The following is an 18,798-nucleotide window of genomic DNA, read 5'->3' as shown; positions in this document are numbered from 1 at the left end:
CTGCCGAATCGTTTCCGGACGTCAGCAGGGTCCGCGAGGAGGGCCGGCCGACCGAGGCGGCGAAGTCGGTGAAGTCCGCGAAGTCCGCGAAGTCAGCAGCTCTCATCCCACTTCACCGCACTTCACCTCACCCCACTTCACCTCACCTCACGTCACGCCCGGTCCGCGCCCGGTCCGGGCGGGGCGTCCCATCCGATCGGAAGCACCTCATGCTGGAGCAGCGCTCGTTCCGCGACATACTCGGCCGGTTCACCACCGGAGTGGTGCTGGTCACCGCCGACACGGCCGAAGGCCCCAAGGGCATGGCGGTCAACTCCTTCACCTCCGTCTCCCTGAGCCCGCCGCTCGTCGCACTGTGCGCGGCGGACACCTCCTCCACCTGGCCGGCCATCCGCGACACCGGGTCCTTCGCCGTGACGATCCTCGGCGACCGGCACGCGGAACTGTGCCGTCTGTTCAGCGCCAAGGGCGCCGACCGGTTCGCCGGCGGCGACTGGTCGGCGACGCGCGCCGGCCACCCGATCCCGGCCGACGGTCTCGGCTGGCTCGACTGCCGGATCAGTGCGCTGCACCGGGCCGGTGACCACGAGCTGGTCATCGCCGAGGCCCTGGAAGGGGCGTTGACCGACCAGGCGGGGCCCCTGGTCTTCCACGCGGGTCGCTTCACCGCCCTGGCGGCTGCCTGACGGCGGGGCGACGGCCGCCCGGCCGAGATCGCCGACGCCCTCGGTCGGGCTCCCCGCCCGGGTCCCGGCCGGACCGTGCACGCGCTGGGCCACCCCGTCCGGGGCCTGCCACGCACCGGCCCGCACTCCGATCCGGCCCGCACCCCGTCCGGTCCGGTCCGGTCCGTATCCCGTCCGGCCCGGTCCGCATCTCGGCCCGGTCCGGACTCGCACCGCACCGGCACGCACTCCGCGTCGACGCTCACGAGAAAGGCAACCTGCGTGTCCCTCACCGATCCCACGCTCACCGTGCCCCTGCCGCCGGAGGCCGGGGGCGAGGCCGACCTCCGCTTCGTCCGGACCGCTCCGCGCCACCTCGTCGACCGCAGCGCGGTGGCCGAGGTGCTCATCACGGACTGGCGGCGGCTGGGCCCCGACGCGTTCCGGCTGGGCGCGCAGTGGCCGCGCGGACACCACTTCTACGCACCCGTGGCCGGGGCCTGGTACGACCCCCTCCTCGTCGCGGAATCGCTCCGGCAGGCGGCCATTCTCGTCGGGCAGGCGTACTACGGGGTTCCCGAGAGCGACCGCTTCGCCATGGCCGAAATGGAGTTCGAGGTGGTGCCGGGGACGATTCTGCTCGGCACCACGCCCGCCGAGCTGCGCATCGAGGCTGCCGCCACCGACCTTCGGCGGCGACAGGGGAGACTCACGGCCTTCACCCTGGAGGCCGACCTGCTGCGCGGGGGAGACCTCGCGGGTGCCGGACGGCTGACCCTGCACGCGTCCGCCTCTCGCGGCCCCGCCGTGGCGGAGGGCGGCGGGTACCCGCCGCTTCCCGAACCGGTGCCCCCCGCGATCGTGGGCCGGCTGCACGAGCACGACGTGGTGCTGGGTGTGCCCCGATCCCCGAGGGCCGCGGGCCGGGGGCTGGAATGGGACCTGCGGATGGACCCCGGGCATCCGGTCCTCTTCGACCGGCCCGCGGGCGAAGTCCCCGGCATGGTCCTGGTGGAGGCGGCCCGCCAGGCGATCCAGGCGGCCTGCGCCCCCTACCGGGTACTCCCGGTCGAGCTGCGCAGCGCCTTCCACTTCGCCCTCGACCCAACCGCCCCTTGCCGTGTCTCCGCGACCAGACTCCCCGCGCAGGACGCCGGCGAGGGCGCCGTGGTCCGGGTCGCCGTGTGGCAGTCCGGCCGCGTCGCCTTCGACAGCCTTGTGGTGGCGACGCTCTGCGACTGAGCGGACCCATCGGGCGCGCCCGGGCCCGCGCGTGCCCCGCGCGACCGCCGACTCGACTCGCCGGTGCGCGCCCGGCCCGCGTCCGCGGGGGAGTCACCATGTGCCGCCGACCGTTCGGCAGGAGGACGGCGCGGATTGACGGTCCGTGCCGCCCCCTACGTAGCCGGTTGTGGTCCCGCGTAGCCAGCCTCCATATGCATCCAGGTTGGCTCACCGAGCCTCCCTGCTTGCGTTCCTCTTTCGAAATAGTCGAGGGGCGGCTAATCTCCCACTGAGCCTTTTCCATCCTCACTCTGAGCTGGCCAGATGCAGGGCGAGGACGGCCCGGACGAGGCTGGTGACGCGGGTGGTCGAGCACCGGAGCCTGCGGAGGAGCCGCCAGGATTTGAGGGTGGCCATGGCCTGCTCGACGAGTGCGCGAATCTTCGCGTGGGACCGGTTGACGGCCTGCTGGCCGGTGGAAAGGGTTTCCCAGCGGCCCCAGGAGGGGGTTCGAACGGTCCCGCCGGCGCCCCGATATGCCTTGTCCGCCCAGCACTTGATGTCGGCTGCGGCAAGGGTGTCGACGATGCCGTGCTCGCGGGCCGCGCGGACATCGTGGACGGCGCCGGGCAGTGCCGGCGAGGCCCACAGCAGCCGGCCGAAGGGATCCGTGAGGACCTGCAGGTTCATCCCGTGTTTCTTGTGTTTCCCGGAGTAGAAGGGCGGGTCCGCGGCGATGCGGTCGGTCGGCAGGAGTGTGCCGTCGAGGATTACGAACGCCTTCGTCGACGCGACCCGGATCGCGTCGGCCAGGGTGGGCGCGAGGCCTGCCAGGAGTTCGACAGCCTCGGTGGCATACCGATAGGCGGTCGTGGTTCCGATACCGAATCCGGCCGCGAGCTGGGCATACGTGTTTCCCATCCGCAGGTGGGCGAGTGCGAGCAGGGCCTGGCGGCCGGGGTTCAGACGCCTCCAGCGGGAGCCGATCGCGCGACGGTGCTGCCGCAGACGGGCGGACAGGAAGCGCAGGGCAGAGCTGGACACGTCGACGCCCGAAGGGTAGACAAGCATGCGAAGCCTCTGGTGGAGACGGTTCTCTTGGTCGAAAACCCATCTACCAGGGGCTTCACCACGTTGTCACCCCAACTGGCTCGCTGTTGCCGCAAGTTGGAAAGGGCTCAATGACCGGAAGCCGTCAGAGTCCTTCAGTCGCGTGGGCCCGATGAACGTCGGCTCCTGGGTCTCGATCTGTTCGGCAGTGATCCACTCACATAGAGTTCGCCCGCCCGCTTCCCGTGCGCGGTGAGTGAAGCCTTCGCGATCGGGAGTGAACTGGTGTCAGTAGCTCCCGCTACTGTCGGGGCATGTCTTACGGGATTCCGCTCACCGACAAGTCATTGCTGGCCTGTGAGGCGTGCGATGCCCCCTACAGGTTTGGCGTCCACGGACGGGTTAGCCTCGATCTTTCGTGATGGGTCGCCGACGGAGTCGGGGGCCCATTTCGTTGTCGGTGGCTGAGGCCGGGCAGTTTCAGGGCCCGGGTGTCGTCTCGGGTGGACGCCGGGTTCCACTCCTCCGGGCTGGCACGTTCTCTTGTAGGGACGGGTGAGTCCGCTGGTCAGCCAGGGTTTGGCAGGGGTGCGAGCCGTTCGAGGGCGTCTGTGATCTCGCGGGTCCAGGGCCAATGGCGTGCGAGGCGGAGGATGCGGCGCCGACCGGTGGTGACGAGCTGGCCGGCCGCGGAGAACAGGCGCAACCGCAGGCGGCGGGGTTCCCAGAGCCGGGTCTTGCCGGTCAGGGCGAGCATGGGCATCCAGGCCAGCAGGTCGAGGGCGATCTGGACGATCTCCAGCCAGACCTTGTTCTGGGCGGTGTCGTGCAGGGGCAGGTTGCGCAGACCGGTCGCACGCGCGGCCCGGATGCGGTCCTCCGCGCGGGCTCGCAGCCGGTGGCGGAGTTCGAGTCCGGCGATCGGCCGGTTGAGGGTGTTGGTGGCGAAGCAGGTGATCCGCATGCCGTCCGCGTCCGTGATCCTCAACTGGGCTCCGGGATGGGGCCGTTCCTTGCGGACGATCAGCCGCATGCCCTTGGGCCAGCCGTCGAGCAGGTCGCCGGTGAGTTCGGCGACCCAGGCCCCGTCACGGACCTCACCGTCCGACTCGATTGCGGGTGTCCAGGCCGATGCGGGGATCTTCAGAACGTGCTCGTGGATGGCCTCGGTGATCACCATGCCGACCGAGTAGGACAGCCAGCGTCCGCGCTGGGCGAGCCAGGCCACGAACTCGTGGGTGCCGCCCGCGGAATCACAGCGGATCAGCGTCCGCCGTCCCCGCCGGTACTTCTTGGGCAGTTGAGCCAGGGCGAGGCGAGCGGCGCTGATGTGGTCGGCGGCCGTGTTCGAGCCCGCGTTGCCGGGCCGAAGGAGGGCTGCGACAGGTTCGCCGGTTCCTCCCGGGCCGTGGTCGACGAAGCCCATGAGCGGGTGGTGGCCGTAGGTCTTCTTGCAAGTCGGGGCCGCGTCCTGCTTGTCCGAGTGCGCGACGACCAGGACCCCGTCCAGGTCCACGGTCACCTGAGCGTCGGCGTCCGGAGCACGGTCGTCGGCCAGTCCCCAGACCCGCCTGCGTACTTCGGAACGTGCGGTGCGGATCGCGGTCAGCGCCTTCTCGCTGGAGGCAGCGAGGGTGTCGATCAGCCGGGAGACCGTCGGATCGGAGGCGACCGGCCCGAACACGGCCGGCTCGCACCGCAGCATCGCGATGTCGGCGAGGCAGTCCCCGCCGAGCGCGACCGCCAGCGCAAGGTCCACGAGCATCTTGCCGGGGTCGTGGACGGCTCGCGGTCTCCGCCACGGGGTCAGGGCTGTGGATATCGCCTGGTCAAGGCCGATCTTGCGGACCGTTTCGACCAGCAGGACCGAACCGGCCTGCGAGACCACGGCCCGGCCGTCATCCCGGACAAGGACGTGGGGATAGGACCCGATAGGCTGCTTCACCTGGAAAGTGCCTCCGACAGGGGCGGGAACAAGGACCTCAGCAATCCTCATTCTCGCTGGTCAGAGGCACTTTCTGCTTGCCTGATCACCTGTCGGACAGTCCGCTTCATGAAAGCGCGAGGTTAGGGGCCATTGCCTGAGCTGTAGCGTCGTAGCGCGTCAGGCGCGGCGGTACAACCTGAAGGCGAGCGACATGCACGCCATCCTGGAACTCCAACACCGTGTATGTGCATTGTGTGCGCGGGGGCCCCGAGGAGACGAAGAGACTTCGTACTGGCACGTCGACCACGACCATCAGTGCTGTCAGCCGTGGGACTTCATTTGCGGAGGGTGTGTCCGTGGCCTCCTGTGCGCCGGCGCCATATGCCATGCACCTCTGTCACAGCCTCGAACGGGAGTCAAGGGGTCTGATGCAGGTTCGGGTGACAGGTTGAGTCACGCGGCCTGGAGGGCCGGTGTGGTCATGACGGTCTGGAATTCGACGGGGGTCAGTCGGCCGAGTGCGGCTTGCCGGCGACGGCGGTGGTAGGTCCGCTCGATCCAGGTCACGATGGCGATCCGTAGTTCCTCGCAGGTGGCCCACTTCCTGCGGTCGAGGACGTTCTTCTGCAGCAGGCTGAAGAAGGACTCCATGGCCGCGTTGTCGCCGGCTGTCCCGACCCTCCCTATCGATCCGTCCATCCGGTGGCGGTCGAGCGCCCGGACGAACTTCCGGGACCTGAATTGCGAGCCGCGATCGGTGTGCAGGATGCATCCGTCGACGTTTTCACGCCGGGCCACGGCGTTGTCCAAGGCGATCACGGCCAGGCGGGACTTCATTCGCGTGTCGATGGAGTAGCCCACGATCCTGTTGCTGAAGACATCCTTGATCGCGCAGAGATACAGCTTACCGTTGCCGGTGGCGTGTTCGGTGATGTCGGCGAGCCAGAGCCGGTTCGGGCCGGCCGCGGTGAAGTCACGACGGACGAGATCGTCGTGCACTGGCGGGCCGGCCTTCTTGCCCCGGCCGCGCTTCTTGCCGAACACGCTCCACCAGCGGTTGTCCCGGCAGATCCGCCACGCGGTCCGGTCCGCCATCGCGGCCCCGGTGCTGCGGGCCTCGTCGGCCAGGAAGCGGTAGCCGAACTCAGGGTCCTCACGGTGGGCCCCGAACAACGCGTTCGCGCGATACGCCTCAGCGAGTACGGCGTCGGTCACCGGCTTGTCGAGCCAGCGGTAATAGGGCTGTCTGGCGAGCTTGAGTACCCGGCACGTCACCGTGACGGGCACCCCGTCCCCGGCCAGCTCCTTCACGAGCGGGTAAATCCTTTTCCCGGCAGATGTGTCTGCGACAGATAGGCCGCGGCCCGGCGCAGGACCTCGTTCTCCTGCTCCAGCAGCTTGATCCGCCGACGTGCCTCCCGCAGCTCCGCGCTCTCCTGGCTGGAGGTTCCGGGCTTGGAGCCGTCGTCGATGTCCGCTCGGCGCATCCACTTCCACAACGTCATCGGATGGACTCCGAAGTCAGTGGCCACCTCCTCGACCGTCACACCCGGCCCGCGGTTCCTCGCGACCCGCACGACGTCCTGACGGAACTCCTCCGGATAGGGCTTGGGCACAGCGACATCCTTCCCACCTGCCCCACAGGGCAAGCCAGTTCAGATGTCACCCGAACCTGCATCAGACCCAGCCGAGCTGGTTGAGGGCGGTGACCGCGCGGCGGGTGGCGCGTTCGGGGTCGCGCTGGGCGAAGTAGGTGCCGCCGAGGTCCTGGTAGGGGACGTCGTCGGTGAGCATGTGCCAGATCGCGGTGATGATCGAGTGCTCGATGGCGACCAGGGCTTTGAGCGGGCCGCGGCGGGTGGTCAGCCGTTTGTAGCGGGCCTGCAGATAGGTGTCCTTGGTCCTGGCCGCGCCGAATGCCGCGAGACCGAGGGCGCCCTTGAGATACGGGTTGCCGGGGCGGACCTTCGTGTTCTTGGTGCGGCCGGCGGATTCGTGGTGGCCGGGGCAGACTCCGGCCCATGAGGCGAGGTGTCTGGCGGAGGCGAAACGGCTCATGTCGCCGCCGGTCTCCGCGGTGATCACCTCGGCGACGGCCCGGTTGATCCCGGGGACGGTGTCGAGCAGGTCGAGCGCGGGACGAAAGGGGGCCATCGCCTCGTCGATCCGCGTGTCCAGTTGCCCGATGGCGTCGGTGAGCTGGTCGTAGTGATCCAGGTGCAGCCGGGTCAGGAAGGCATGGTGGGCACGGAAGCGTCCGGTCAGCGCCTCGGTGAGCTCGGGGATCTTGTTGCGGAGCTTGCGCTTGGCCAGCTCCGCGAGGACCTGGGGATCGCGTTCACCCGCGATGAGGGCCTCCAGCATGGCCCGGCCGGAGACGCCCATGATGTCGGAGGCGACCGCGGCCAGTTTGATCCCGGTGTCTTCGAGAAGTTTCTCCAGGCGCTGGACGATCTGGCCGCGCTCGCGGGTCATCTGGGTGCGGGCCCCGGGTCAGGTCCCGCAGCTCGCGCACCGGCTGGGGTGGCACGAACGAGGGCCTCACCAGGCCGTGGGCGCCGAGCTGGGCCAGCCAGGCCGCGTCCGAGACGTCCGTCTTGCGGCCGGGCAGGTTCTTGACCTGCCGCGCGTTGACCAGGATCACGTTCAACTCGTCGGCCAGCAGGTAGTAGAACAGCTTCCAGTAGTCCGACGTCGCCTCGATCACGACGAGTGTGACCTCGGCGGCGAGCAGGTGATCGCGCAGTGCGAGTACGGCGTTCGTCGTCGATCCCCAGGTGGTGGTCTCGGTGGTGAACGACCCCCGCCGCTTCGTGCTCGGGGCGCGGACGCACGCCTTGGCGTCCTTCTTGCTGATGTCCAGGCCGGCCCAGCGGTCGTGCAGCACGTCCATGTCCCGGTCCCTCCCTCGGCGGTCGAGCAGTACGCCGTTCCGGGAGGGCCAGGGTGAATCAGGAATTCTGACGCACGTGCTCGCAGCAACACTCCACGGTTCCCGTGGACGGCCCTCAGCACCACGCTGACCTGCGAGCTCACCGGCATCACAGAGCAATCGGTTTCGGCCGGAACGAACCCCACCAGCGTCCCGGACCGACGTCGACCCCCGTCAGGGCAGACAGAAGCACCTCCAGCGCGCGCCACGGCATTTACCACGCCCCCGGCGCGCACCGAAGGTGCGCTGGACCGCTGACCTGGCTAACTGACGAGGAGTACCCGAGTTGGCCTCAGCCTTGCCGTGGCGGAACGGGCAGACGGATCATGTCGTCATGACGCGGCGACCAATGCGGGAAGAGGTCATGTGGACCGGGCAGCTAGGCAAGAAGCCAGCCGAACTGCGCCGGACCGGCGACCGAAGTGTCCTCACCATCGGGCACCGTCAGGCCACAATCCGTTCCGAGACCCGGATCTGGCATCTCAGCGGCGTTCGCCCTCGGATCATCATCGAGCATGCAGACGAGCCGTCCTTCATCTACCGGTACCGGCTGGGCTGGGTCGGAATCTACGCGCTCTTCCTCGAGGGGAGCTACGACGAGTGGAGTGCCTTGGCCGACGACCCCGGCCTGGACCTTGTAGACCACCTCGGCGGTTACACCGACTGGCGGAAACCATGGGATCCGATCCCGCCAAAGCCGCGCGCCTATCGCTCGGCGCGGCGGTGGCGTCGCCGGTATGGCAAGCCCGGGAGCAACCGTTCTCACTCATGACCAGGACACGATCCGCCCTCCAGTCAGCCACGGCAAGCGCCGTTGCAGCCCTCGGTCAACAGCAGGAACACACGACCGTAGTTCGCATCGAGAGGGTCAGACCGTGCCACAGTCGTGCCAGAACGAGTGGTCAGCCACGGTCAGTCGGGGCGCTAAAGGGGCAGAGACCTGCTGGCGCCTGGAGCACCGCCGCGGGTTTGCTGACCTGGCGCAACGGGGCAAAGAGCAGCGCCAGGCTTACAAAGCAGTGATCTAGGGTTGAGGTCATGGTGGGCACTGAGAGAGTCTCAACTCTGCGTGTACTGCCGCCATCGGCGTGGTCTTGGCTCTGGCCGCGAGATCCTCGAAATAGAGCATAGACTTGGTGGACAAGGCTCGCTCTCTGTGAATGTACGGAGACAAGGCGTCCCACATGGCCACTATGTTGACGCCGTAGGAGCCAATTACCAGCCGTTCGTCGACAACACCAAAAGCCACGAGCTTTCCGACGTCATCGTAGAAAAGACCAATACGGCGAACATGCTTCCTGACTTCAGGCGGAAGTCGCCGATAACCGTTGTCGGGTGGATACTCCCGAGCTAAGTCGTGGCTTATGTATTCGATCGCACGGGAGAAATCTGGATCGCGCGTCTCCTTAAAGAGTTGGAGAATGATTGGCAGAACATTGGAGTTCTGCGCCAAGCGAAGCTGTCGCCGCGAGACTGCTATTGAGGTGACCAGTGCGACAGCCGACAACAGAACTGCCAGCAAGTTGAGCGCGAGCGATAAACTCATAGTGAGCCTTTTCCATCCTCACTCTGAGCTGGCCAGATGCAGGGCGAGGACGGCCCGGACGAGGCTGGTGACGCGGGTGGTCGAGCACCGGAGCCTGCGGAGGAGCCGCCAGGATTTGAGGGTGGCCATGGCCTGCTCGACGAGTGCGCGAATCTTCGCGTGGGACCGGTTGACGGCCTGCTGGCCGGTGGAAAGGGTTTCCCAGCGGCCCCAGTAGGGGGTTCGAACGGTCCCGCCGGCGCCCCGATATGCCTTGTCCGCCCAGCACTTGATGTCGGCTGCGGCAAGGGCGTCGACGATGCCGTGCTCGCGGGCCGCGCGGACATCGTGGACGGCGCCGGGCAGTGCCGGCGAGGCCCACAGCAGCCGGCCGAAGGGATCCGTGAGGACCTGCAGGTTCATCCCGTGTTTCTTGTGTTTCCCGGAGTAGAAGGGCGGGTCCGCGGCGATGCGGTCGGTCGGCAGGAGTGTGCCGTCGAGGATTACGAACGCCTTCGTCGACGCGACCCGGATCGCGTCGGCCAGGGTGGGCGCGAGGCCTGCCAGGAGTTCGACAGCCTCGGTGGCATACCGATAGGCGGTCGTGGTTCCGATACCGAATCCGGCCGCGAGCTGGGCATACGTGTTTCCCATCCGCAGGTGGGCGAGTGCGAGCAGGGGGTCGTGTCCCTTCTCGTGGTGTAGCCGATCATCCGGCGGTCGTGTTGGTGGTGTCGGGTAGCGCGGGGGCGCTTTCGGAGCGCTCGGCGGGGTAGAGCTGGTCCATGCTTCCTTCGGGCAGGTAGCGGCGGGGGAAGGCGATCCATTCGTCGTGCAGTTCGAAGAGCACGGCGGTGACCAGCCGTAGGAGCGCGTCATCGTTGGGGAAGACCTGGACGACGTCGGTGCGGCGCTTGACCTCGCGGTTGATCCGCTCCAGTGGATTGGTGGACTGGATCTTCTTCCAATGTCGCTCCGGGAAGGCGGCGAAGGCGGTCAGATCGTCCTTCGCGTCCAGCAGCATCTCCCTGACCTTCGGGAACTGCTTGCCGAGCATGTCGGCGACGGTGTCGAGCTGGGTGCGGACCGCGTCGGCTGTGGGCTGGGCGAAGATCGTGCGGATCGTCGCGGCGACCATCTCCGCCGCTTCCTTCTTGATCACGCTGAACACGTTGCGCAGGAAGTGAACGCGACACCGCTGGTAGGCGGCTCCGAGCATGACCTTGCGGATGGCCTTGACCAGCCCCAAGTGGTGGTCGCCGATCACGAGCCGGACCCCGGTCAGACCGCGTTCGCGCAGGTGACGCAGGAACTCGGTCCAGAACATCTCGGTCTCGCTGTCGCCTACCATCACGCCCAGCACCTCGCGGCCGCCGTCCTCGGTGATCCCGGTGGCGATCACCACTGCCCTCGACACGATCTGGTGATCGACCCTCGCCTTGCAGTAGGTGGCGTCCAGGTAGATGTACGGGAAGCGGACGTGGTCCAGGGTCCGGGCACGGAACGCGGTCAGCTGGCCGTCCAGGTCCTGGCAGATCCGTGAGACCTCGCTCTTGGATATCCCGGTGTCCGCGCCGAGGGCCTTGACCAGGTCGTCGACCGACCGCGTGGAGACGCCGTGGACGTATGCCTCCATGATGACCGCGTAGAGGGCCTGGTCGATGCGGCGGCGTCGCTCCAGCAGCGCGGGGAAGAAGCTCCCCGACCGGAGCTTGGGGATCGCAAGGTCCAGGTCGCCGGCCTGCGTGCTGACCGTCTTGTCGCGGTGGCCGTTGCGAAGCGCGGTGCGCGTCTCCGTGCGCTCATTCCACTCCGCGCCGATCCGGGCCGTGGCCTCGGCCTCGATCAGCTCCTGGAGCATCCGCTCGGCCACGCCGCGGACGAGTTCAAGCCCGTCCGCCGAACGTAGTGACTCCAGCAGGCGTAGTAGGTCAGACTGGGACAGGGCCACCGTGCACCTCCCGGGTTGAACTGGCCGTTCACCAAGGAGAGTTGCAGGTGGCCCGCCTGCTGGGCAGGGAGCGGAATCGCTGTCAGCGCACGCCCCCGGCGCACTCCCTAACCGTGATCGGCTACACCACGTCAAGGGACGCCATCGAGCAGGGCCTGGCGGCCGGGGTTCAGACGCCTCCAGCGGGAGCCGATCGCGCGACGGTGCTGCCGCAGACGGGCGGACAGGAAGCGCAGGGCAGAGCTGGACACGTCGACGCCCGAAGGGTAGACAAGCATGCGAAGCCTCTGGTGGAGACGGTTCTCTTGGTCGAAAACCCATCTACCAGGGGCTTCACCACGTTGTCACCCCAACTGGCTCGCTGTTGCCGCAAGTTGGAAAGGGCTCAGTGAGCCTCTTTCATCCTGAATAGTCGCAGGTCAGTAGTGTGTGGACGGCCTGGACGACGGTGCCGATCCGGCGGGTGGAGCATCTGGCTCGCCGTAGTAGCCGCCAGGACTTCAGGTGTGCGTAGGCCCGTTCTCCTGGAGCTCTCAGCCGAGCATGGTCGCGGTTGAACTGCTGGTAGTGCTCGGGTTGTTCGCGTTGATTCTTGTACGGGGTTCGGACAGTGGCGCCGGCGCCCTGGTAGGCGCGGTCCGCGAGGACGAGGATCTGTCGGGTGAGGCAGGCCTGGACGATGCCGTGGGCGCGGGCCGCGGTCAGGTCGTGGGTGCGGCCCGGTGTCGCGCGGGAGAACCACAGCGGTGTGCCGTCGGGTCGGGCGATGACCTGCACGTTCATGCCGTGCTTGCGGTGCTTCATGGAGTAGTACGGCTCGTCCGCGCGGATCCGGTCGATGGGAATCAGGGTGCCGTCAACGATGACGTGGTCGCTTTCACCAAGGCCGGTCAGAGCTTCATGAAGGCCGGGCGCCCAGGAAGCCAGAACGTCCAAGGCCTCGTCCACGTACCGCCAGGCGGTGGCCTGGGATATCCCGAAACCGGCTCCGAGCTGCGAGAACGTCGGTCACGTCCGCTGGAGTGGTGTATCGACGGCCACTCGGTGATCTCGTATTTGAGGCTATGCGGTGAGTTCGGTGGGCAGGACGGTGTCGTCGGTTTCTGACTCGATCGGGTGGAGTCGGGCCTTGGCGAGGAGTTCGCGGCCCATGTAGCGGCGGGCTTCGGTCCACTCGTCGTTCTGCTCGGCCAGGACCGCCCCGACGAGCCGGATGACGGCGGTGCGGTCGGGGAAGATGCCGACCACGTCGGTGCGGCGGCGGATCTCCTTGTTCAGCCGCTCCTGCGGGTTGTTCGACCAGATCTGCCGCCAGATCTCCCTCGGGAAGGCGGTGAAGGCGAGCAAGTCGTGCTGCGCGGCGTCCAAGTGGGCTGCAGCCTTGGGGAACTTGGCCTCGAGTGCGTCCAGGACGTGCCGCATCTGTGATTGGACCGCGTCGGTGTCGGGCTGTTCGAAGACCGTCCGCAGCAGCGTGGCCACCCAGGGCTGGGCCGACTTCGGGACCTGGCTCAGCAAGTTCCTCGCGTAGTGGGTGCGGCAGCGCTGCCACGAGGCGCCGGGCAGAACGGCACCGATGGCGTCGACGAGGCCGGCGTGGGCGTCGGAGATGACGAGCTGGACGCCGGACAGGCCACGGGCGATCAGGGAACGCAGGAAGGCGAGCCAGCCGGCGCCGTCCTCGGCGGTGGCGACGTCCAGGCCGAGGATCTCGCGGTGGCCGTCAGCGTTGACGCCGACCGCGATCAGTGCATGCACGTTGACGATGCGGCCGCCCTCGCGGACCTTCTGCGTGAGCGCGTCGACCCAGACGAACGAGTACGGGCCGGCGTCCAGGGGACGGTTACGGAAGGCGGTGACCTGCTCGTCCAGGTGCTTGGCCATCGCACTGACCTGGGACTTCGACAGCTGCGTCACCCCGAGGGACTCGGCGAGCTTCTCCACTCGGCGAGTGGAGACACCGAGCAGGTAGGCGGTGGCGACCACCGAGATCAGGGCCTGCTCGGCCCGGCGGCGCCGTTCCAGCAGCCAGTGCGGGAAGTAGCTGCCCTGCCGCAGCTTGGGGACGGCGAGCTCGACGGTCCCGGCGCGGGTGTCCCACTCGCGCGGGCGATAGCCGTTGCGGTGGTTGACCCTCTCGTCGCTGACCTGCCCGTATTCGGCGTTGCAGAGCGCGTCGGCCTCCGCAGACATGAGCGCGTCGGCGAACGTTTTGATCATCGCGCGCAGCAGATCGGGACTCGCCGCGGCGAGATTCTCCTCGGCGAGAGCGTGCAGGGGCAGACTGTCGGATGCGGTCATCGTGCTGATCTCCTTCGAGCTTCGACAACTCGAAGATCAGCCGGTGGCCGTTCTCATATCCGGACCCTCACTCCGACGCCGGGCCAAACACCCGGATCAGGTGGGAGTCCGTACACCACTTCCCTGGACGCAACCAGAACGTCTCGTTCTTGCGCAGATGGACCAGGGTGAGCAGCGCCTGCTTGAAGCAACCGAGCTTGCGCCAGCGGACGTTGCGGGCCCGGCGGTGCTCGTACAGCAGCCAGGAAACATGCTCAACGAGCTCATGCTGGACATCGAGCATGGCAGGATACGGAACCAACAGGGCCCCTCCGGTCGCCAGCGTGTTGAGTGGAATCACCACGCCAACGACCAGGGGCCCTGCCTCGTCACCACGCCCGCTGACCAGCCCATTTCACCCTTCAGCGCAGGATGAAAGAGGTTCACTGTTCGGATGAGCATGTTTTGAGATCTTGCTATCAAGATCGGAACTGGCGCCCTCGGGGGTGCAATCGTCGTTCTCTTCCTTGCGCCTTTCGTGAGCTACCGACAGGAGATTGGGAAGGCTCGCGCCACTGCCGTGCTGGGACTGCGGGCTGAGGTGGTCGAGCTCCGAGCTCACCTGTCCTACCACTGGCACCGCTACACGGCGTCGAGGTCCTACCCGGGCGACTTCCTGCTCCCTTCGGCAAGGTCGCGCTACCTGTGTGACATGGTCGCCCACGCCTGGGGTCTCTCCTCACGTCCTAGGAAGAGGGTGCGTCGACAGCTAGTCGAGATCTTCGGTGAGTTGAACGTGCGTGCGGCCGAAGAACTATCGATGGTTCCGATGAAGGACGAGAGGTTCCACGCGGCCAATGACACTGAGGTCTGGCAGGCGGCACTCCTGGCAGGATTCGAGGAAGCGGAAGCGTTGGGGCTTGAGATGACCGGCAGCCTGGACGACTTCGCAAGAGATCAGGCCAGTGAGGACAAGTACAACCGACTTCAGTCGGACCTGTCCGATTTACTGCTTGGCCTTGGAGGAGCGGCGCATCTCGCGTCGTAGCACCTGAGCTTGGGAATCACCGAACGGATCCGTGCCTCTGAGCCGTTGAGCAGGGCGGAGTCCTTGATCGACCACTGCGGCGACGCACTCTGTCGTCCCGCGGTTGACCGTGGCTGACCGCCCGTTCTGGCACGCATCTGGCACGGGCGCTGCGGCTGACACCTGCCTTGTAAGTTCGATCTGGGGCCGTTCCGACTGCTGCTGCCTACTGAGCGGCGGCCGGACGAAGACGCTGGTGTGCGCCTCCGTCCGGCTCCGTTGATGTCAGCCGTGGATGTCGGGAGCCTTCTGATCCGTAGCCCTGGCCGGGATCGGTCAGCGACGGCAATTGCGGCCGCTACCAGGCCCTGAGCGACGGGGGCGGTTGCTGGGTTTACGGTGCCGCGCTGCTGTACGGCGCCGCCGTCACCAGTCGCGCCGGCGGGCCCGTGCGGTGTGTTCTGTCACTTGGGGACTTGGATGCTGGCGATCCACCGGACATTGTCCGTGGTCTCGACGTGGAAGCGTCCTTTGCGGCCCTCAGCGAGGTCGAGTTGGTTGACGTTGATGCGGGCCCTCGGTGCTTGGGCAGTCGACCGTGAACTCTCCTACTGTGTCGACAACTAGCGTGATCCTGCCGGCACCGGCACCGGCACCGGCACCGGCACCGGCACCGGCGTCCGCAACGCAGTTGACGTTCACCCAGGAGATGCCCTTGGCGAGCTGGACCGGACCGAGGTCCCACGCGCCGCGCCGGGGACCTCCGGAAGCAATCTGGCGATAGCCGGGTCGGATCTCCGGCGGCGACAGCACCACGGCCGAGGCTGGTGCCGACGGTGTGCCTGTGCGGGGTGTGGGCTGACCCGAACCTGTACACGCTGTGGCCGTCACCGCGGTGGCAGTGACGATGGCCGCGGACGCGGCAGCGCGGGAAAGATTCATCAGGATCGGGTCTCCCAGTAGCGGAATCCGACGGCCTTGTTCGCGACCTTAACCCCTCCCGATGTCCGCTGGGACTTCCTGCAATTGGGGAGCTCGTAGTACTTCTCCCACGTGGCGGAGTGCCCCCAGGAGCCGTACTGCGTGTTCCCGTACCTTCCGCTTGTTATGTTCCGCCTGTACTGGTGATCGGTGCCCCAGCTGACTTCCTTGACGGATTCCCTGCTGATTTCCGCTTTTGCCTGGGCCACGGCGAAATCGGCCGTCACTCCTGCGGTCCCGGAGATCGACGACCCCACCTTCTCTGCGGTGGTCCTGGTGATCACCATCGTCCCGCCAGGACCGTCCTTGTAGACCGGGCCTTTGCCGATGTGGGTGGCCTTGTAGCCGTACACGTTGCTGCGCCACCCACCCGAGCAGACGTCGGGGGCGGGAGCGGGGTCGGGGCTGTCGTCTGCGGCGACTGCGGTGACGGGAGTTAGAACGGAAGCTGCGATCGCAGCCGAAGCCATTACGACGGAGATCTTTCGAATGCGTGCCATATCGAGTGCTTTCCCCCTGTTTCGATGCGGAACATTCTGTTCTATCCGTGGTCGCGGACTAGGGGGAGTCAAGCATCGCAACAGCGCCTTGGGGCCGCATCTTCGGGAGTATTTACCCGACCGTGACAACTTGATCTTTATTTGAGGTTTTATGTGGCCTGATCGCGCCACTCTTCCGTAATGGTGACGCGAAGGTGTCTTGCGTGGGGTGCCGGAGTCGGTTGGTTCACCGATGAGAAATTTGAATGAGGTCCACACTCATGTCAGCTCCAGCCTAGGTCGTGCCAGGGCTGCGGGGCCCTCTCCTACGAGGGCGGTGTAGCGGCTTTGGGCGGGAGCTGCCATGGGGCGAGAGATCATGGCCCCGTAAGCTTCCGGCGCGTCGGGCAGTCTGTGGACCTGCCCGGTAAAGCACGACGTTGGGGCCATGATCTTCGAGGCTCGCCCCATGGTGGCTGCGTAAAGCCGCGGAGCCGACCGCCCCAGCCACATCGGGGTTCACCCCATCAAGCCCTCGCCCATCGGCGTGCGCCCGGAGGCCGGGCCGGAGCGGGGCGAAGACAGGAGCGCGGCCCGAGCCGCCGGGCCGCGCGTACGCCGCGCTGTGCGCGGCGGATGCGCCTTGAACCCGTGAACAAGATTGTTACTCAGCGGCTATGGGGATGCGCCACAGTGGCGCGTCATACTGCTCCTGCCGGCTGTTGATGAGGAGCTGTCGCAGGTCATCGCGCTGGGAGCCGCTGAGGTTCAGGGCCTCGGTGATACGGCGGAACGTCGTGTGGGTGACTCCGCGGGCGCGGGCTTCGGCCTCGAACTGGTCGAGCTGGGGCCAGATGGCGGACGGGTCCAGAGTCGCGGGCTGCTGATCCCTGAGCCACAGGGCCTTGTTGCGCTCGTAGTCGATTTCCGAGTAGCCGCAGATCTCGCGGCTGTAGGCCTCGGCCTCGTCCAGGTGCTCTGTCGCCATGATGGCTCGGGCCAACTGGTTGCGGTTGACGGCGTCGTCCAGGTCGACCTCGTGCACCGTGGGGCTGTCGTCCGTGAGCGGTACGGGGAGCCCTGCGTCCCGGATCTCGCAGGTGCCTCGCGCACCCCTGGCCGTCGCGGCGAGGACTCCGGTCGCTTCGGACGGGTGCCACTCCAGAGCCGGGCTGATCGTCTCCGCGTCGCTGGCGGTGAAGGTGTGGACGACGGAGCCAAGCACGTCGTGCAGGTCGGCCGACAGGAGTTCGCCGTCCAAGCCTGGCCCCGCGACCAGCAGTCGGATGGGCGCGTTCACCTGGCAGCAGGCTGCCAGGGCGAGGGCGTCGGCGAGTGGGCTCCTCAGCGTCGGCTCGTAGCCGCGAGCGAGGATGTCGCCGCCCACGTCCAGGAGATCGATCGACTCGGGCTCCAAGTGACTCACCAGATCCTCGAGTTGGTGGGTGAGTCCCTCGGCTCCCTGGTAGGGGTCGAGCAGCGCGAAGGTGTGCGGGAGCTCCGCCGCCAGTCGGGGGAGTGTGGAACCTGCCGGTGCGATCGGCCGGGCCTGCGCCGGCACTCTCCACACGGCCGGAGTGAGGCGCTCCAGGCCGGTGAAGTCGGCGGGTCGCCGCGGACCCGGTAGCGGGTCGATCAGGAGGCGGTCCCATGCGTACGTGAGGATCACCGCTTGGTCCCGGTCGCCATAGAGGGCGGCGTGGAGCATGGCGGCGGCGACTGCGTCGCCCCCTCCTCCTGCTGCGACGATCAACCGCGTCATGCGATCAGACTACGGGTTCGCGGGTTGGCCACTCACCCTATAGTGGCCAAAGGCCATAGCCACTTGGACAAGGAGGGGAGATGCCTCAGATCGAAGAGGCTCAACCGAAGTATCTCCAGATCGCTCACCACATCCGTGATCAGATCCTTCGGGGCGACCTGCGGCCGGGTGACGAGGTTCCTTCGGAACGGCAGCTCGCCGCGGACTGGAAGGTGTCCCGGCCCACGGCCGCGCGGTCCCTGGCGGCGCTGAGTCATCAGGGCCTGGTCGAGAAGCGTCAGGGCTCGGGGACGTACGTGCGCAGCCTCGAAGTGAACCGGCGTGCACGGGAGTTGTACGGGCGTGCTCGGCAGACCGGGAAGATCTACACGCCCGGCGAGTACGCGGTGATCACTTCCGCCGGCTGGCTGGAGGCTCCGGACCACGTCGCCGAGGCGCTGGGCCTGGTGAAGGATCGTCGAGCCGTGCACCGCCGGCGCGTGACGAACAACCAGGACGGCCCGATCACGTTGTCCACCTCGTGGTTCGCGCCGGACATCGGCCGGCGGGCGCCCAAGCTCACGGATCCCGAGCGGATCCAGGAAGGGACGCTGATGTACGTGGAGCGGATGACGGGGCGTCAAGGGAGCTACGCGGAGGATCGCATGTGCGCTCGGGAAGCCACCGACGAGGAGGTGGCCGACCTGCGGCTGGAGCCGGGATCCGCGGTCCTCATCGTCCATCACGTCGTCTTCGACCTCCATGACCGCCCCCTGGAGTTCGCCGAAGCCACCTACCCGCCGCACCGCTGGGCCTTCGAGCAGGGCTACCCGCTGACCTGACGACTCACCAATTGCACCGAACCGCTTGCGTCTTCGAAGTGGCTAATGCCACTATCCAGAAAGTGGCTAAGGCCACTTGGAGGAGAAGGAGGCACGACGTGGTGAGTCGGCGGCCGGAGCCGGATGCGCGGTTAGCTTGCCGGGGGTGTCGGGGGCGTGGCTGGAAGCGCGTTG

At 67.3% G+C, this 18,798-nt stretch carries 14 protein-coding genes and 5 pseudogenes; 6 read left to right on the top strand and 13 right to left on the bottom strand.

The genetic code is table 11. The features are described 5' to 3' along the window. Positions 1–209 precede the first annotated feature (209 nt). The gene (locus O7595_RS14985) at positions 210–686 is read left to right on the top strand and encodes a flavin reductase family protein (RefSeq protein WP_269729186.1); all 477 of its coding nucleotides are present in this window, start codon (positions 210–212) and stop codon (positions 684–686) included. Positions 687–947: 261 nt separating this feature from the next. After that, entirely contained in the window at positions 948–1,907 is a 960-nt protein-coding gene (locus tag O7595_RS14980; RefSeq protein ID WP_269729185.1) for a ScbA/BarX family gamma-butyrolactone biosynthesis protein, read from the top strand. Positions 1,908–2,195: 288 nt separating this feature from the next. Here O7595_RS14980 and O7595_RS14975 read toward each other — a convergent pair whose 3' ends face one another. Further along, positions 2,196–2,960, bottom strand: coding sequence for a transposase family protein (locus tag O7595_RS14975; protein ID WP_269729184.1), 765 nt, complete (start codon positions 2,958–2,960; stop codon positions 2,196–2,198). Between the two features lie 547 nt (positions 2,961–3,507). Beyond that, complete coding sequence (locus O7595_RS14970; protein ID WP_269729183.1) at positions 3,508–4,884, bottom strand: IS1380 family transposase; 1,377 nt, start codon at positions 4,882–4,884, stop codon at positions 3,508–3,510. Between the two features lie 136 nt (positions 4,885–5,020). Here O7595_RS14970 and O7595_RS33850 point away from each other — a divergent pair, with 136 nt between their 5' ends. Then, positions 5,021–5,413, top strand: coding sequence for an endonuclease domain-containing protein (locus O7595_RS33850; protein WP_443071834.1), 393 nt, complete (start codon positions 5,021–5,023; stop codon positions 5,411–5,413). Here the strand turns inward: O7595_RS33850 and O7595_RS14965 are convergent. Next, a protein-coding gene (locus O7595_RS14965) for an IS3 family transposase (protein ID WP_269729182.1) occupies positions 5,320–6,482 on the bottom strand; the annotation gives its coding sequence in 2 pieces (ribosomal slippage) (positions 5,320–6,195 and positions 6,198–6,482; 1,161 coding nt in all). The genes O7595_RS33850 and O7595_RS14965 overlap by 94 nt on opposite strands. Positions 6,483–6,543: 61 nt before the next feature. Continuing rightward, a pseudogene (locus O7595_RS14960) lies at positions 6,544–7,759 on the bottom strand (IS110 family transposase). A 373-nt stretch (positions 7,760–8,132) separates the two neighbouring features. Between O7595_RS14960 and O7595_RS14955 the strand changes: the two are divergent. Next, positions 8,133–8,570, top strand: coding sequence for a hypothetical protein (locus O7595_RS14955; RefSeq protein WP_269729181.1), 438 nt, complete (start codon positions 8,133–8,135; stop codon positions 8,568–8,570). A gap of 264 nt (positions 8,571–8,834) precedes the next feature. Here the strand turns inward: O7595_RS14955 and O7595_RS14950 are convergent, their stop codons facing one another. The 7 genes and pseudogenes from O7595_RS14950 to O7595_RS14920 form a co-directional block, all read right to left on the bottom strand. Then, a complete protein-coding gene (locus O7595_RS14950; protein WP_269729180.1) occupies positions 8,835–9,344 on the bottom strand; it encodes a DUF4760 domain-containing protein in 510 nt (169 codons plus the stop codon). Positions 9,345–9,362: 18 nt separating this feature from the next. Then, positions 9,363–10,001 (bottom strand): annotated as a pseudogene (locus O7595_RS14945) (transposase family protein); the annotation flags it as partial. A gap of 31 nt (positions 10,002–10,032) precedes the next feature. Then, complete coding sequence (locus tag O7595_RS14940) at positions 10,033–11,274, bottom strand: IS256 family transposase (protein ID WP_269729179.1); 1,242 nt, start codon at positions 11,272–11,274, stop codon at positions 10,033–10,035. Between the two features lie 146 nt (positions 11,275–11,420). Continuing rightward, positions 11,421–11,552 (bottom strand): annotated as a pseudogene (locus O7595_RS14935) (IS5/IS1182 family transposase); the annotation flags it as partial. Between the two features lie 121 nt (positions 11,553–11,673). After that, positions 11,674–12,279 (bottom strand): annotated as a pseudogene (locus tag O7595_RS14930) (transposase family protein); the annotation flags it as partial. A 57-nt stretch (positions 12,280–12,336) separates the two neighbouring features. Continuing rightward, positions 12,337–13,575 carry an IS256 family transposase gene (locus O7595_RS14925; RefSeq protein ID WP_269729178.1) on the bottom strand — a complete coding sequence of 413 codons (1,239 nt, stop codon included), beginning with the start codon at positions 13,573–13,575 and terminating at the stop codon, positions 12,337–12,339. Between the two features lie 136 nt (positions 13,576–13,711). Continuing rightward, positions 13,712–13,918, bottom strand: a pseudogene (locus O7595_RS14920) (IS5/IS1182 family transposase); the annotation flags it as partial. A gap of 174 nt (positions 13,919–14,092) precedes the next feature. Here O7595_RS14920 and O7595_RS14915 point away from each other — a divergent pair. Further along, entirely contained in the window at positions 14,093–14,602 is a 510-nt protein-coding gene (locus tag O7595_RS14915; RefSeq protein WP_269729177.1) for a hypothetical protein, read from the top strand. A 920-nt stretch (positions 14,603–15,522) separates the two neighbouring features. Here the strand turns inward: O7595_RS14915 and O7595_RS14910 are convergent. Together O7595_RS14910 and O7595_RS14905 are read right to left on the bottom strand one after the other, a co-directional pair. Then, positions 15,523–15,915 (bottom strand): hypothetical protein, encoded by a 393-nt coding sequence (locus tag O7595_RS14910; protein ID WP_269729176.1) that lies wholly within the window; start codon positions 15,913–15,915, stop codon positions 15,523–15,525. Between the two features lie 790 nt (positions 15,916–16,705). Then, positions 16,706–17,803, bottom strand: a complete 1,098-nt coding sequence (locus tag O7595_RS14905) for a DUF1152 domain-containing protein (RefSeq protein WP_269729175.1) — start codon at positions 17,801–17,803, stop codon at positions 16,706–16,708. 80 nt (positions 17,804–17,883) lie between these two features. Here O7595_RS14905 and O7595_RS14900 point away from each other — a divergent pair, with 80 nt between their 5' ends. After that, on the top strand, positions 17,884–18,624 hold the full coding sequence (locus tag O7595_RS14900; protein WP_269729174.1) for a GntR family transcriptional regulator: 741 nt from the start codon (positions 17,884–17,886) through the stop codon (positions 18,622–18,624). Positions 18,625–18,798 lie beyond the last annotated feature (174 nt).

It is taken from the genome of Streptomyces sp. WMMC940 (assembly GCF_027460265.1).
Taxonomy (GTDB): Bacteria; Actinomycetota; Actinomycetes; order Streptomycetales; family Streptomycetaceae; genus Streptomyces.
This window is presented reverse-complemented; position numbering and strand designations above follow the sequence as displayed.

Coding starts and splice junctions, on each gene's coding strand:
- O7595_RS14900 (WP_269729174.1), top strand. CDS start 17,884: ATGCCTCAGATCGAAGAGGCTCAACCGAAGTATCTCCAGATCGCTCAC.
- O7595_RS14950 (WP_269729180.1), bottom strand. CDS start 9,344: ATGAGTTTATCGCTCGCGCTCAACTTGCTGGCAGTTCTGTTGTCGGCT.
- O7595_RS14925 (WP_269729178.1), bottom strand. CDS start 13,575: ATGACCGCATCCGACAGTCTGCCCCTGCACGCTCTCGCCGAGGAGAAT.
- O7595_RS14905 (WP_269729175.1), bottom strand. CDS start 17,803: ATGACGCGGTTGATCGTCGCAGCAGGAGGAGGGGGCGACGCAGTCGCC.
- O7595_RS14985 (WP_269729186.1), top strand. CDS start 210: ATGCTGGAGCAGCGCTCGTTCCGCGACATACTCGGCCGGTTCACCACC.
- O7595_RS14955 (WP_269729181.1), top strand. CDS start 8,133: ATGACGCGGCGACCAATGCGGGAAGAGGTCATGTGGACCGGGCAGCTA.
- O7595_RS14975 (WP_269729184.1), bottom strand. CDS start 2,960: ATGCTTGTCTACCCTTCGGGCGTCGACGTGTCCAGCTCTGCCCTGCGC.